General features: G+C 64.6%; 11 protein-coding genes. 7 read left to right on the top strand and 4 right to left on the bottom strand.

Annotation, left to right across the window (positions count from 1 at the left end):
- Positions 1–33 precede the first annotated feature (33 nt).
- The 3 genes from pyrG to tpiA form a co-directional block, all read right to left on the bottom strand.
- Positions 34–1662, bottom strand: a complete 1629-nt coding sequence (gene pyrG, locus J4G32_RS10700; RefSeq protein WP_210490800.1) for a CTP synthase — start codon at positions 1660–1662, stop codon at positions 34–36.
- A 107-nt stretch (positions 1663–1769) separates the two neighbouring features.
- A complete protein-coding gene (gene secG / locus J4G32_RS10695; RefSeq protein ID WP_210490799.1) occupies positions 1770–2222 on the bottom strand; it encodes a preprotein translocase subunit SecG in 453 nt (150 codons plus the stop codon).
- A 167-nt stretch (positions 2223–2389) separates the two neighbouring features.
- Positions 2390–3157 carry a triose-phosphate isomerase gene (gene tpiA / locus J4G32_RS10690; RefSeq protein ID WP_210490798.1) on the bottom strand — a complete coding sequence of 256 codons (768 nt, stop codon included), beginning with the start codon at positions 3155–3157 and terminating at the stop codon, positions 2390–2392.
- Positions 3158–3292: 135 nt separating this feature from the next.
- Here tpiA and J4G32_RS10685 point away from each other — a divergent pair, with 135 nt between their 5' ends.
- Genes J4G32_RS10685 through J4G32_RS10655 form a run of 7 tightly spaced genes read left to right on the top strand, consistent with a single transcriptional unit; the run spans position 3293 to position 10941 of the window.
- Entirely contained in the window at positions 3293–5194 is a 1902-nt protein-coding gene (locus J4G32_RS10685; protein WP_210490797.1) for a peptidyl-prolyl cis-trans isomerase, read from the top strand.
- Between the two features lie 4 nt (positions 5195–5198).
- A complete protein-coding gene (gene trpE / locus J4G32_RS10680) occupies positions 5199–6722 on the top strand; it encodes an anthranilate synthase component I (protein ID WP_210490793.1) in 1524 nt (507 codons plus the stop codon).
- Positions 6723–6768: 46 nt separating this feature from the next.
- Positions 6769–7410 carry an anthranilate synthase component II gene (locus J4G32_RS10675; RefSeq protein WP_210490782.1) on the top strand — a complete coding sequence of 214 codons (642 nt, stop codon included), beginning with the start codon at positions 6769–6771 and terminating at the stop codon, positions 7408–7410.
- Between the two features lie 5 nt (positions 7411–7415).
- Positions 7416–8429, top strand: a complete 1014-nt coding sequence (trpD, locus tag J4G32_RS10670) for an anthranilate phosphoribosyltransferase (RefSeq protein ID WP_210490773.1) — start codon at positions 7416–7418, stop codon at positions 8427–8429.
- Between the two features lie 18 nt (positions 8430–8447).
- Positions 8448–9248 (top strand): indole-3-glycerol phosphate synthase TrpC, encoded by an 801-nt coding sequence (trpC, locus tag J4G32_RS10665; protein ID WP_210490761.1) that lies wholly within the window; start codon positions 8448–8450, stop codon positions 9246–9248.
- Positions 9245–9721 carry a cyclic pyranopterin monophosphate synthase MoaC gene (gene moaC / locus J4G32_RS10660; RefSeq protein ID WP_210490749.1) on the top strand — a complete coding sequence of 159 codons (477 nt, stop codon included), beginning with the start codon at positions 9245–9247 and terminating at the stop codon, positions 9719–9721. The genes trpC and moaC overlap by 4 nt, the downstream gene beginning before the upstream one ends.
- Positions 9718–10941: a molybdopterin molybdotransferase MoeA gene (locus J4G32_RS10655; RefSeq protein ID WP_210490729.1), complete on the top strand. Its 1224-nt coding sequence runs from the start codon at positions 9718–9720 to the stop codon at positions 10939–10941. Before moaC ends, J4G32_RS10655 begins: the two co-directional genes overlap by 4 nt.
- Positions 10942–11141: 200 nt before the next feature.
- Here the strand turns inward: J4G32_RS10655 and J4G32_RS10650 are convergent, their stop codons facing one another.
- Positions 11142–13772 carry a calcium-binding protein gene (locus J4G32_RS10650; RefSeq protein ID WP_210490718.1) on the bottom strand — a complete coding sequence of 877 codons (2631 nt, stop codon included), beginning with the start codon at positions 13770–13772 and terminating at the stop codon, positions 11142–11144.
- Between the last annotated feature and the right edge of the window lie 252 nt (positions 13773–14024).

The following is a 14024-nucleotide window of genomic DNA, read 5'->3' as shown; positions in this document are numbered from 1 at the left end:
AGGCAATCTCCAGGCGACGCGGCTGCGTCGCGCTCAGACCAACCGGCTCTGTTCCACCGCCGCGTGTACAAAACTCTTGAACAGCGGATGCGGCTCGAAGGGGCGCGACTTCAGTTCGGGGTGATACTGCACGCCGATGAACCACGGATGATTGTCGTACTCAACGATCTCCGGCAGTACGCCGTCCGGGGAGACGCCCGAGAAGCGCAAGCCCTTCTGCTCGAGGCGGTCCCGATAGGTCATGTTGACCTCGTAGCGGTGACGATGCCGCTCGGAAATCTCCGTGCCGCCATAGATCTGCGCGACCTTGCTGCCGGGCGTCAGGGAAGCCTTGAAGGCGCCGAGACGCATGGTGCCGCCAAGGTCTCCGCCGGCCGCCCGCTTCTCGAGTTCGTTGCCGCGCAGCCACTCGGTCAGGAGGCCGACGACGGGTTCTGATGTGGGGCCAAACTCGGTGGAGTTGGCTGTCGGAACGCCGCCAAGGGAGCGCGCCGCCTCGATGACGGCCATCTGCATGCCGAAGCAGATGCCGAAATACGGCACCGAGCGCTCGCGAGCGAACCGTGCGGCGCGGATCTTGCCTTCCGAGCCGCGCTGACCGAAGCCGCCGGGCACCAGAATGCCGTGGATGCCTTCGAGGAACGGCGCCGGGTCCTCGTTTTCGAAGATCTCGCTTTCGATCCAATGCAGGTTGACCTTGACCTGATTGGCGATGCCGCCGTGATGGAGCGCCTCGATGAGGGATTTGTAGGCGTCCTTCAGGCCCGTATATTTGCCCACGATGGCGATGTTGACCTCGCCCTCGGGGTTGTGAACGCGCTCGGAGATCGTCGTCCAGCGGGTCAGATCGGGGGTCGGCGCGTCGTCGATGCCGAAGGCCGCCAGGATCTCGCCGTCGAGGCCAGCCTGGTGATAGGCCAGCGGCACATCATAGATGGACGGGGCGTCGCGCGCCTCGATAACGGCCGTCTCGCGGACATTGCAGAACAGCGCGAGCTTGCGGCGTTCGTCCCGGGGAATTTCGCGGTCGGTCCGGCACAGCAGGATGTCGGGCTGGATACCGATCGAGCGCAGTTCGGCCACCGAATGCTGAGTCGGCTTGGTCTTCAGCTCTCCGGCTGACGGAATGTAGGGCAGAAGGGTCAGGTGGGTGTAGATCGCCTGGCCGCGCGGGAGGTCGTTGCCGAGTTGGCGGATGGCTTCAAAGAACGGGAGGCCCTCGATGTCGCCGACCGTGCCGCCGATCTCGACGAGCACAAAATCGAACCCGTCGTTGCCGGTCAGGACGAAGTCCTTGATGGCGTTCGTGACGTGCGGAATCACCTGGATCGTCGCGCCGAGATAGTCCCCGCGCCGCTCCTTGGTGATGATGTCGAGGTAGATCCGGCCCGTCGTGATGTTATCGGCCTTGGTGGCCGGCACACCCGTGAAGCGCTCGTAGTGCCCGAGATCGAGGTCGGTCTCGGCGCCGTCATCGGTAACGAACACCTCACCGTGCTGATACGGGCTCATGGTCCCCGGATCGACGTTGAGATATGGGTCGAGCTTGCGAAGCCGGACCGTGTAGCCGCGCGCCTGGAGAAGCGCTCCAAGGGCGGCCGAAGCCAATCCCTTCCCGAGCGAAGACACCACGCCGCCGGTGATGAATACGTACCGCGTCATGGACCCCTATCCAAAAGAAAGGGTGCCGATTCGCAAACGCCAAATCAGCACCGAGATTACCATCCACAAAAAGAAAGGGCCGGAAGCTCCGGCCCTGGTCGTCAGCCTTACTGCGACTGGGGGACCTGCGGGGCGGCCGGAGCCGCCGGAGCGGTCGGCGCGGGGAAGGCGGGCGACGTCGGTGCGGGGAGCCCCGTCGCCGGTGCTGCCGGCTGGTCGCCCTGAAGGCGCTGAAGCTGCTCGAGCACGTTGCCGCCCGACGTTCCCGCCGGCGCCTGCTGACCCGCCGGAGCTGCGGGGGCAGCGCCGTCGAGAATCGAACGGGGCGCCCGGCTCCATCCGGCCATGATCGTCAGGCCAAGGCTCGTGACGAAGAAGAGGGCCGCCAGGATCGCCGTGGCGCGGGTTAGCACACTGGCCTGCCCGCGGCCGGTCATGAACCCGGAAACCCCGCCGCCGCCGCTCAGACCCATGCCGCCGCCTTCTGAGCGCTGCAGCAGGACCACGCAGATCAACGCCAGGACAATGATCAGGTGGACAATGATGAGGATTGTTTGCATCGTTTCCAAATACCTCAAGCGGCCGCGCCAAGGCACTGACCGCTCGTCTTTCCATTCGTTGGCCGGGCTGTAGCATAGGTGTGTACGGGATCAAAGGGCTGCAAGCGCCTATTTCCCGCAAGCTATGCCCGCCCCTATTCCGACCGGCACCAGCCTCCGGCCGAGCCTTATGCGTGATAGGCGTTGGCGATCCCCAGGAAATCGGCCGCCACCAGGCTCGCACCTCCCACCAGCGCCCCGTTGACGTTCGGAACCGCCATCAATTCGGCCGCGTTCGACGGCTTGACCGAACCGCCATAGAGAATTCGCACACGGCCCTGCTCCTCGGCTCCGACCAACGCCCCGAGCGAGGCGCGAATGACCGCGTGAACCTCCTCCACGTCGGAAGCGGTCGGGGTCAGACCGGTGCCGATGGCCCAGACCGGCTCGTAGGCGACGATGAGGTTCTGGCTCGTCGAGCCGTCAGGAACCGAGCCTGCCAGTTGCGTGCGCACCACGTCGAGGGTCTTGCCGGCCTCGCGCTCATCCTTCGTTTCGCCGATGCAGACAATGGCGACCAGGCCGGCGCGATGGGCCGCCAATGCCTTCGCGGCGACCTCGGAATCGGTCTCCCCATGGTACTGGCGCCGCTCCGAGTGGCCGACGAGTACATAGGTCGCACCCATATCCGCCAGCATCTCGGCCGACAGATCGCCCGTGAAGGCTCCGGCCGCCTTCGCGTGGCAATCCTGTCCTCCGATCCCGATAGCGGAGCCGGCCGCCATCTCTGTGAAACGCCCCACCAGGGTCGCCGGAGGGCAAATTGCGAGGTCGACCCTGCTCCGCAAGGCCGGAACGTAGCCTGCCAGAATCTCGGTCAGAACAGCCGTCTGGGCCTTCAGGCCATTCATTTTCCAGTTCCCGGCGACCAGCGGGCGCGGCGGTTCGACGCTCATTCGGGCACTCCTGTCAGGCTCAAGTCACACGCACTAGCAGAGGCAAGGGGCGTCTTTCAACACGTCTTGCCCTTTTCGCCGCGCCTCTGATCGGCTATCGGCGTCTGTAACGAGTTTCAGGGAACGGATTTACCGATGCTTCGAGGAATACGCACCGCCGGGCAGAGCCTGGTCGGCAAGATCATCGCCACGATCCTTTTCGGGTTTCTGATCATCAGCTTCGCCATCTGGGGCATCGGCGACATTTTCCGCAATGCGCCGCCCACCGTCGTGGCCCAGGTCGGCAAGACCCCGGTCTCGGTCGACCAGGTCCGCACCGCCTATACCAATGAATTGCAGCGGCTTGGCCGGCAGTTCCGGACGGTGATCACGCCGGAGCAGGCCCGCACGTTCGGCATCGACCAGCGAGTGCTGTCCAATCTGGTGACGGAAGCGGTGATGACCGAGCAGGCGAAGGCCCTCGGTCTCAGCCTGCCCGACCAGGCCGTGGCGCGGTCCATCCTCGAGGATCCGAATTTCCGCGGCCCCGATGGTCAGTTCAACCGGGCGCTGTTTGATCAGGCCCTGCGCAATGCCTCGCTCGCCGAGCCCGCCTTCCTGCGCGAGCAGCGCGCCGCCATGGCGCGCATTCATCTGGCCGAGGCGCTAGCCGGCGACCTCACCGTCCCGATTGCGGCGCAGGATGCCCTCCACCGCTATACCAGCGAGCGCCGCGCCGCCGCCTACTTCCTGCTGACACCGGAAGCTGCGGGCGAGATCCCGGCGCCGACGCCGGAGCAGCTCCAGGCTTTCTACAATGACCGCAAGGCATCGTTCCAGGCGCCCGAGTTCCGGGCGGTATCGGTTTTGGCCGTCGACGCCACGACCCTCGCCCAGCCCGCCTCGATCACCGAGGCCGATGCTCGCGCCCGGTACGAGCAGGAAAAGGGCAAGTTCGGCACTCCTGAACGGCGCACCGTGCAGCAGATGACCTTCCCCAGCCAGGCGGAGGCCGATGCCGCAGCGGCCAAGATGAAAGAGGGCGCGACCTTCGACGCTGTCGCCTTGGAGCGCGCCATCGCCCCGGCGGATCTCGACCTCGGCACATTCGCCAAGACCGAGATGCTTGACCAGGCCGTCGCCGCAGCAGCCTTCGCGCTCGACAAGGACGCGGTCAGCGCTCCGATCGCCGGGCGCTTCGGACCGGTCATCGTGCGCGTCACCGACATCCAGCCAGAGACCGTACGCCCCTTCGAAGAGGTTGCGGCAGACATCCGGACCGAACTCGCCCAGTCGCGCGCCAAGGCGGAAATCGAAGCCGTCCATGACGCGATCGAGGACCAACGCGCCGGCGCGCGCCCCCTCGCCGAAATCGCCAAGGGCAAGGGCCTGACGCTCGTGCAGATTCCTGCTGTCGACAATGCGGGCCTGGACAAGTCCGGCGCCGCGGTCACCCTGCCGGAACGCGACGCCCTGCTGAAGGCGATTTTCGCCTCCGATTTTGGCGCCGACAACGAGCCCCTGCGCGTCGCCAATGGCGGGTATGTCTGGTACGATGTGACGGCGATCGATCCCGCGCGCGAGAAGTCGCTGGACGAGGTGCGCGAGCAGGTGGCCGGGTTGTGGCGCGATGAGGAAGTGGCCCAGCGCCTGTCCCAGAAGGCGCGGCTTCTGACGGAACGTCTCGATAAGGGAGAGGCGATGGACGTTGTTGCCAAGGAAGCAGGCGCCCCGGTGAAACAGGCGGACGACCTCGCGCGCAACGCTGCCAAGGATGATCTCTCGGCCGAGGCGGTCAACCGGATCTTCGCCGTGCCCGTCGACAAGGGCGGCAATGTCGCCAATGGCGCCGGGGGACGCGCGGTCTTCAAGGTCACCGCAGCGACGGCCCCCACTTTCGTCACAACGACACAGGAAGCCGACAAAGTGGCCACCCAGCTCAAGAACAGCATGGCGGACGACCTGATCAACGAATACATCGCCAAAGTCCGCCAGGATCTCGGCGTCACCATCAACCAGCAGGCGCTGAGACAGGCGACCGGCAACAGCGATCTGTAGCGCCATGTCCCTCGCCATGCCGGAATTCGACACCTTCGCGAGAGCCTACGCGGCCGGCGAATCCGGCGTGGTCCGCACGACCCTGGTGGGGGATCTGCTGACTCCCGTCGCGGCGTTTCTGAAACTCCGTCACGAGCGGAGGGGCCCTGCCTTTCTGCTCGAATCTGTTGAAGGAGGCGCGGTTCGCGGCCGCTTCTCGATGATCGGCCTCGATCCCGATCTGATCTGGCGCTGCCAGGATGGCGTCGCCTCCATCGACCGGCAGGCCCTCGCGCGGACAGGTGCGTTCGAACCTCTCGCGGGTTCGCCGCTGGACAGCCTTCGCAGCCTGATTGAGGAAAGCGCCCTGCCGCTCGGAGACGAGCTACCCCCCATGGCGGCCGGGCTCTTCGGTTATCTCGGCTACGACATGGTGCGCCAGATGGAGCGCCTGGCGGAGCCGAACGCCGATGTGCTGCAGGTTCCCGACGCCATCCTGATCCGCCCGACGGTCATGGTCGTGTTCGATGGGGTGAAGGACGAGATTTCACTGATCACGCCCGTGCGCGTCCAGCCGGGCGTCTCGGCAAAGACCGCCTACGAGTCGGCCCTCCTGCGGTTGGACGAGGTGACGACAGCGCTCGAGCGGCCCCTGCCCCTCGACACGCGGACGGACCCGCGCGCGATCGATTTCGAGCCGCCGGTCTCAAACACCAGCCCGGCCGAGTTCGAGGCGATGGTGGCCACTGCCAAGGATTACATCCGGGCGGGCGACATCTTCCAGGTCGTACTCTCCCAGCGCTTCGAATCCGCCTTCCCGCTTCCGGCCTTCGCGCTCTATCGGTCGCTGCGGCGGATCAATCCCGCGCCCTTCCTCTGCTATCTCGATTTCGAGGATTTCCAGATCGTCTGCTCGTCGCCGGAAATTCTGGTGCGCGTGCGCGACGGCAAGGTGACGATCCGGCCTATCGCCGGTACGCGGCCCCGTGGGGCGACGGCGGCCGAGGACAAGGCGCATGCGGATTCGCTGCTCGCGGACCAGAAGGAACGCGCCGAGCACTTGATGCTGCTCGATCTCGGCCGCAATGACGTGGGTCGGGTCGCCGAGATGGGCTCGGTCACAGTCACCGATTCATTCTTCCTCGAGTTCTACAGCCAGGTGATGCACATCGTGTCGAACGTGGAGGGTCGCCTGGACCCGCGCCACGACGCCCTGCAGGCACTGGTGGCTGGCTTTCCCGCCGGCACCGTGTCGGGTGCGCCGAAGGTGCGCGCGATGCAGATCATCGACGATCTGGAAAAGCACAAGCGCGGTCCCTATGGCGGGTGCATCGGCTATTTCGGGGCCAATGGCGAGATGGATACCTGCATCGTTCTGCGCACCGCCCTTGTGAAGGACGGGCGCATGGCCGTGCAGGCCGGCGCCGGCATCGTCTATGATTCCGATCCCGCATCCGAGCAGCAGGAATGCGTCAACAAGGCCAAGGCGCTGTTTCGCGCGGCGGAGGACGCGGTCCGGTTCGCAAGCCGTGCGAGGCTCGGCCAATGAAGACGCGTCCCTTGACCCCGCGTTCCCCATACGCAAACGTCGCGTCATGACCCGCGTCCTCGTCATCGACAATTACGACAGCTTCACCTGGAACCTGGTGCATCTGCTTGGTCCGCTCGTGACCAGCGTCGACGTGGTACGCAATGACGCCATCACCACGGACGAGATCCTCGCCGATCGCCCGGACGCCATCATCCTGTCGCCGGGTCCCTGCACGCCGAACGAGGCCGGCATCTGCCTCGATCTCGTCACGCGCGCAGGACCGACGATCCCGCTCTTCGGCGTGTGCCTCGGCCTGCAGACGATCGGTCAGGCTTTTGGCGGTACGGTTTCACGCGCGCCCCTGCCGATGCATGGGAAAGTTTCAGAAGTTGAGCACGGGGGCCAGTCGGTCTTCCGCGGCATCAACGGTCCCTTCAAGGCCACGCGCTACCATTCGCTGATCGTCGAACGCTCCTCCTGCCCGCCGGATTTGACCGTGACGGCCCAGACCAGCGACGGGCTGATCATGGGCCTGTCGCATCGCGATTTTCCCCTTCACGGGGTGCAGTTCCATCCGGAGAGCATCCTGTCCGAGCATGGCGTGACGATCATGCGCAACTTCTTCGATCTTGCGGGGGCGTGGAATGCCAGGTCTCGCGCACATCCCGACAATCAGCGCGCGAGCGCCCCCTCTTCAGCAAGCTGAGCCTCATGGAATCCTTCAAATCCTACCTCGCCAAGGTCGCCACCGGCGCCTCGCTCACCCGCGAAGAGGCGCGTTCCGCCTTTGACGACATTCTGTCGGGCCAGGTGACGCCTGCGCAAAGTGGAGCGTTTCTGATGGCGCTTCGGGTGCGCGGCGAAGGGCTCGAGGAAATCGTCGGCGCGGTGTCGGCCATGCGCGGCCGGATGACGAAGGTCGAGGCGCCGGCAAACGCCATGGATATTGTCGGCACCGGCGGCGATCACTCCGGCAGCTACAATATCTCGACGCTCGCCGCCATCATCGTGGCAGCGACCGGCGTTCCTGTCGCCAAGCACGGCAACCGGGCGGCGTCGTCGAAATCCGGTACGGCGGATGTGCTGTCGGCGTTGGGCGTGAAACTCGGACTCGAAGCGGCTGGCCTGCAGCGCTGCCTGCGCGAGGCCGGGCTATGCTTCATGTTCGCCCAGACGCATCACGCCGCCATGCGGCATGTGGCGCCCGTCCGGGTGGAGCTTGGCACCCGCACGATCTTCAATCTGCTCGGCCCGCTCTCCAACCCGGCCAGCGTCTCCCGGCAGCTCCTCGGCGTTTTCTCGGAAGTCTGGCTCGAGCCTTTGACGCAGGTGTTGAAGGAACTGGGCTCCAAGCGGGTCTGGGCCGTCTATGGCTCCGACGGGCTCGACGAGATGACCACCACCGGCCCCACGCATGTGGCGGCGCTGGAGGATGGCCGCATCCGCCGATTCACCGTCACCCCCGAGGAGGTCGGCCTGCCGATAGCCCGGCTCGAGGACCTGAAGGGCGCCGACCCGGCGCATAATGCCGCGCAGCTTCGCGCCGTGCTCGACGGCGTGCGGATCCCCTACCGGGATATCGCACTGCTGAACGCCGCCGCGTCCCTTGTCATTGCGGAGCAGGCCACCGATCTGCGGGACGGGCTCGACCGGGCTGCACGGGCGCTTGATAGCGGCGCTGCGCGCGCAACCCTCGATCGCCTTGTCGAAGCCTCGAACGCCTGACCCGAAGAGGCCGAACCCATGAGCGACGTACTCGCCCGCATCGAAGCCTACAAGCGACAGGAAATCGCCGCCGCGAAAGCGGCCGTTCCACAGGGTGAAATCGAACGCCTCGCCAGTGCGGCCTCAGCGCCCCGTGGCTTTTCGGCGGCCATCGAAAAGCATCTGAAGGCGGGTCGGCCTGCCCTCATCGCCGAGATCAAGAAGGCGAGCCCGTCGAAGGGATTGATCCGCCCGGATTTCGATCCTCCGGCATTGGCCAGAGCCTATGCGGCGGGTGGGGCTACCTGTCTGTCGGTTCTGACCGACGGGCCCTCATTCCAGGGCAAGCCTGACTATCTGACAATGGCCCGCGACGCCTCCGGCCTGCCCGCCCTGCGCAAGGATTTCCTGTTCGATCCCTATCAGGTCTACGAGGCGCGCGCGTGGGGCGCCGACTGCATCCTCGTCATCATGGCCAGCGTCACCGATGAGGAGGCGCGCGCCCTGATTGATGTCGCACACGGGCTCGCCATGGACGTCCTCGTGGAGGTTCACGACAGATCCGAGCTCGACCGGGCGCTGCCGCTGGGCACGAAACTGATCGGCATCAACAACCGGAACCTGCGCACTTTCGAGGTCTCGCTTTCCGTCAGCGAGGAACTTGCGCCGCTGATTCCGGCCGACCGTATCATCGTCGGCGAGAGCGGTGTCTTCACCCGCGAAGACATGACCCGGCTCGCGCGCGTCGGCATCAGGACCTGTCTGGTGGGCGAGAGCCTGATGCGCCAGCAGGATGTGGCGGCCGCCACCCATCGCCTGCTCTTCGGCGAGCCCGCATGACCACCCTCACCCACCTCGATGCCACCGGTGAGGCCAACATGGTGGACGTGTCCGGCAAGCCGGTGACCCACCGGGTGGCGGTAGCCGAGGGTTGCATCGTGATGCAGCCCGAAACCCTCGCCTTGATCCGTCAGGGCGATGCGAAGAAGGGCGACGTGCTGGGCACGGCGCGTCTCGCAGGCATCATGGCGGCCAAACGCACCCATGATTTGATCCCGCTCTGCCACCCCCTTCTCATCACGAAGATCTCCGTCGACTGCCAACTCGACGAGGGCCTTCCGGGCGTTCGCGTCACCGCCGAGGTCAAGGTGGCGGGCCAGACCGGTGTCGAGATGGAGGCACTGACGGCGGTGTCCGTGGCCTGCCTGACGATCTACGACATGGTCAAGGCCGCCGATCGCGGCATGCGCATCGAGGCCGTGCAGGTTCGCGCCAAAAGCGGCGGGCGCTCCGGGACCTACGAGAAGCCATGACGCTCCTTGCGGTGGCGGATGCGCTCCGGAACGTCCTTGCGGGAATTGCGGGACCGACCGAGGCCGAGGACGTGGCGCTGTCTCAAGCCACCGGGCGTGTTCTGGCCGACAATGTGGCGGCGCTGCGCGACCAGCCGCCTTTTTCGGCCTCCGCGATGGATGGCTACGCGGTCCGATTTTCGGACCTTGCAACGATCCCTGCCCGACTGAACGTTGTGGGAACAAGCGCCGCAGGACAGCGATTTTCCGGATCGATGAGCGCTGGTCAGGCGGTGCGCATTTTCACCGGCGCGCCAGTCCCCGAAGGCGCCGACACCATTGTCATGCAGGAGAATACGCAGGCCGGCGGCGACGCAGTTTCGATCCTCGAAGCTTCGGCGCAAGGACGGCACATCCGGCCGGCCGGCCTCGATTTCAAGGCCGGCGAGGTGCTGCTGTCGTCCGGTCGACTTTTAGATGCCCGCGACATCGCTCTCGCAGCCGCCATGGGCCACGGTCACCTGAAAGTCCGACGTAGGCCCCGCATTGCGATCCTCGCGACCGGCGACGAACTCGTGCTGCCGGGAGAGGTTCCGGGCCCGGATCAGATCACCGCCGCCAGCCTTCCGGCCCTTGTGGCCATGGCTGAGAAAGCCGGGGCCGAGGTCACCGATCTCGGCATCGCGGGCGACACACTCTCTTCGCTCGATGAGAAGATCACAGGTGCGCAAACGGCTCGCGCCGACATGCTCGTGACGCTCGGCGGTGCCTCCGTGGGGGACCACGATCTCGTCCAGCAGGCCCTTGCCCGTCGCGGGATGGCGCTGGGTTTCTGGCGCGTGGCGTTGCGGCCGGGAAAGCCGCTCATGCACGGCCAGCTGGGTTCCACCGCCCTTCTCGGACTGCCCGGAAACCCTGTCTCGTCGCTCGTCTGCGCGATCCTGTTTCTCGTGCCCGCCATTCACAAGATGCTGGCGCGGCCTGATTTCGGCAGCGATCAAACGGAGGGGGCGATTCTCGGCGCGGATCTCCCGGCCAATGGCGACCGGCAGGATTACATGCGCGCCTCACTCCTCATGACTGATGCGGGACCGCCTGTCGTTACGCCGCACGCGGTCCAGGATTCATCCATGCTCGCCGTTCTGGCCAGGTCTGACGCGTTGCTTGTGCGAGCCCCGCACGCCACTGCCGCACGGGCGGGCGATCCGTGCCGGATCATTCGCCTCGCGCGCTATTGCTAGCGGGTCGTCGAGCGACGGGACCGGCGGATCGGGCGGATGACCTGACAGACAAACCCGCTCGCACGTCTTGATGCCGTCAGAATGGGATTGGTTCTCATCACCGACCTGCCACACCCTTCGAGACGCGGCTGCCATGATGCGAAATGGGATGGCACGCGTGGTTACGGGGATGCCATCCCATCTTGTCGTGTCACACCGCGTCAGATGATCAGGAAGTCCGCCTTCGTGAGCGCTGCCTTGTTCTTCAACACGGCAATTTCGACCTGCGCGCCGCCGCCGTTGCCATCCTTGTCGTAGTACAGAAAACCAGTCTTCTTGTTATAGATGACGCGGTCGTCGCCATCATGGGCTTTCGCACCGACATAAAACTTGGCGGCGTCGAGCTTTGCGGGCTTTGACAGCGAGCCTTTCTTGCCGAGCGCGGTGAAGATCGCGTTCTCGAGATAGATCGTATCGTCCACGGGCTTGAAGTCCACGACCTTGTCGAGGTTCGTCTTATTGTTCAACTTGCTGTCGAACACGAAGATATCCTTGCCCGTGCCGCCATTGAGGATGTCGATGCCGGTCCCGCCATAGAGCGTGTCGTTGCCGGCATCGCCATTCAGCGCATCATTGCCATCGCCGCCGCGGAGCAGATCATTGTCATTGCCGCCATTGAGGCTGTCATTGCCACCAAGACCGATCAGCGTGTCGTTGCCGCCGAAGCCCCAGAGCGCGTTGGCCGAGCCGTTGCCTGTGAGCGTATTGGCCGCGTCATTACCCGAAACGTTTCCGCCGGAGCCGCCGACCACCACATTCTCGATGGTCGAATAGTTGGTGATCGACGCGGATCCGGACACGATGACGGTGTCGACGCCCCCCGTATCGATGACCACGTCGCCGATATTGTCCGCATAGTACGTGTCGTTTCCGTCGCCGCCCTTCATGGTGTCGGCGCCGACACCACCCACGATGGTGTCGTTGCCGGACGTCCCCATGATGACATTGTCGAGGCTGTTGCCGGTCAGCACGAGGCCCGTGCTACCCGTCCCCGTGAGGTTCTCGATATAGGGGCCGAGCGCGAAATTGACGGAGGTGATGACCGTGTCGACGCCGCCATCGGCAGCCTCGGTGACCTGATCGCCCGCATTGTCGACAGTGTAGGTGTCGTTGCCAGCCCCACCGATGAGGACGTCGGCGCCCGCGCCGCCGCTGATGATGTCATCGCCACCGCCGCCGGTGATCACGTTGACCTGAGCGTCACCGGTCAGCGTATCCGCGAGGTCGGTACCGATGAGATTCTCGATGCCCGAAAAGGTGTCGCCCTCTGCGTCACCGCCCGTGCCCTTGTTGTTGGCGAGATCAACCACGACCGCCGCCGCAGCGCCGGCATAGGAGGCCGTATCGATACCCGAGCCGCCAACGAGCGCGTCTGCGCCTGCGCCGCCGGTGAGGACATCGTTGCCCGCACCGCCATCGAGCTTGTTGACCCCATCGTCGCCGGTCAGCGTGTCGTCCGATTTCGATCCGAGCAGGTTCTCGATGCCGTCGTAAGTGTCGCCAGCGGCCTCGCCCTCTGTCCCGACTTTGGTTTTCAGGTTGGCTGTGACAGAACCGATCGCGTATTGGAACGACGCCGTATCAGTTCCCTCACCCCCCCGCATGTCGTCAGCGCCATCGCCGCCGATCAAAACGTCGTCGCCGCCGACGCCGGACAGCACGTCTTCAAACTTTGTACCCACATAAATGTCGTTATGCGACGTTCCAAACACGTCGACGCCCGCTGTGCGGGCATCGACGATGACCGTTTCAGTGAAGCCTGCCCCAACCGTGTTGTTGTGCCAGGTGACCGCCAGCCGACCGTCCGCCATTTCGGAGATCGCCGGGGTGTCTTCAACCCCGACTGCACTGCCGATCAGCAGCGGATCGGAAACATTTCCGCCGCTGTCGACGACCTTCACGAAGATGTTGCCATTGACGTCTGTCGTCGTCTTCTCGTTGTACACGACTGCATAGCCGCCATCGTAAAGCGCTGTGCCGCCCATGTAGCTGGGAGCTCCCGAATCGAGTTTCGCGCCGCCGATCGCTACGTGCGTGACGGTGTCGCTGTCGACATAGGTGTAGGCATCGACCCCAACGTTCCCGTTCTCGGCCAGAACCACGAACTTGCCATTCGGGAGACCGTCGTTGCCGAGCAAGCTGATGATCTGAGCCTTGGTCGCAGGGATTTTAGCGACCGCGTTCGTAACGGTTGAACCGACAACGGTGCTAAAGGAAAACTGCGTTGCGCTGGCGGAGGTCTTGTAAATCACGCCGTACGTATTGGTGCCGAGCCAGGCAACCGACGGGGCCGTCGCGCCAACGGCCGGAATATCGACGGAGACCGTCTCCGTCCCATCCACACTGTAAGTCTTGAGCTTCACGCTATCGGCGTTTCCGACCTTTTCGACATAAACCGTTGCCCAACCACCGTCTGGCGCGGCGGAAATCTGAGAAGTCAGCTTGTCGCTCCCGGTCACAACGGTGATGGCTGGACCTTGCGGTGCGCCTCCGAGATCAAATTTCTGCGTGACGACATTCTTAGTGCTGCTCACCCAGCTGATGGCAAAGCCTCCATCCGTATCGATGGCCTGGACACGTGCGAAGGATGCGGCGTTGATGGAAGAGGCTCCGGTGTCGACAGCGCCGCCCACTTTCTCCCCGTGCCCGTCATAGAGCTGGAAGTACATCTTCGAGTTTTCGGTCCATGTGGCAACATAGCCGCCATTTGCCAGCATCGAGACCGAACCGTGATCAACCGCGACGGTGCTGGAGTGGACGCTCGATTTGGTGTTCCAGAGGGTGGGTGTCATCTCTCGTCTCCTGGTGGGGCAAAGTGAGGGGCCGCGCCGCGGCTCACCTTTTGAAAAGAAAAGACGGTGGCCCAGGGCAGAGGGAGCCGGCCGCGATGGAAGGACTCGCTTCGAGCAATCGATGGGACCAGAGCTGCCAGTGCGCCATCATTCTCGAATCGATTTTGAAGTGCACCTAACGTAAACCTGTCTGTAATCCCGCAATTTCGCCGTCACAACTCCCTGTTCAGAGAGGTATTTCGACGCCCTTGC

It is taken from the genome of Microvirga antarctica (assembly GCF_017921815.1).
Classification (GTDB): Bacteria; Pseudomonadota; Alphaproteobacteria; order Rhizobiales; family Beijerinckiaceae; genus Microvirga; species Microvirga antarctica.
This window is presented reverse-complemented; position numbering and strand designations above follow the sequence as displayed.

What these genes read in the sequence shown, in the direction of transcription:
- trpC (WP_210490761.1), top strand. Translation starts at nt 8,448, where the DNA reads ATGAGCGACGTACTCGCCCGCATCGAAGCCTACAAGCGACAGGAAATC.
- secG (WP_210490799.1), bottom strand. Translation starts at nt 2,222, where the DNA reads ATGCAAACAATCCTCATCATTGTCCACCTGATCATTGTCCTGGCGTTG.
- J4G32_RS10675 (WP_210490782.1), top strand. Translation starts at nt 6,769, where the DNA reads ATGACCCGCGTCCTCGTCATCGACAATTACGACAGCTTCACCTGGAAC.
- moaC (WP_210490749.1), top strand. Translation starts at nt 9,245, where the DNA reads ATGACCACCCTCACCCACCTCGATGCCACCGGTGAGGCCAACATGGTG.
- trpE (WP_210490793.1), top strand. Translation starts at nt 5,199, where the DNA reads ATGTCCCTCGCCATGCCGGAATTCGACACCTTCGCGAGAGCCTACGCG.
- J4G32_RS10685 (WP_210490797.1), top strand. Translation starts at nt 3,293, where the DNA reads ATGCTTCGAGGAATACGCACCGCCGGGCAGAGCCTGGTCGGCAAGATC.
- J4G32_RS10650 (WP_210490718.1), bottom strand. Translation starts at nt 13,772, where the DNA reads ATGACACCCACCCTCTGGAACACCAAATCGAGCGTCCACTCCAGCACC.
- J4G32_RS10655 (WP_210490729.1), top strand. Translation starts at nt 9,718, where the DNA reads ATGACGCTCCTTGCGGTGGCGGATGCGCTCCGGAACGTCCTTGCGGGA.
- tpiA (WP_210490798.1), bottom strand. Translation starts at nt 3,157, where the DNA reads ATGAGCGTCGAACCGCCGCGCCCGCTGGTCGCCGGGAACTGGAAAATG.
- pyrG (WP_210490800.1), bottom strand. Translation starts at nt 1,662, where the DNA reads ATGACGCGGTACGTATTCATCACCGGCGGCGTGGTGTCTTCGCTCGGG.
- trpD (WP_210490773.1), top strand. Translation starts at nt 7,416, where the DNA reads ATGGAATCCTTCAAATCCTACCTCGCCAAGGTCGCCACCGGCGCCTCG.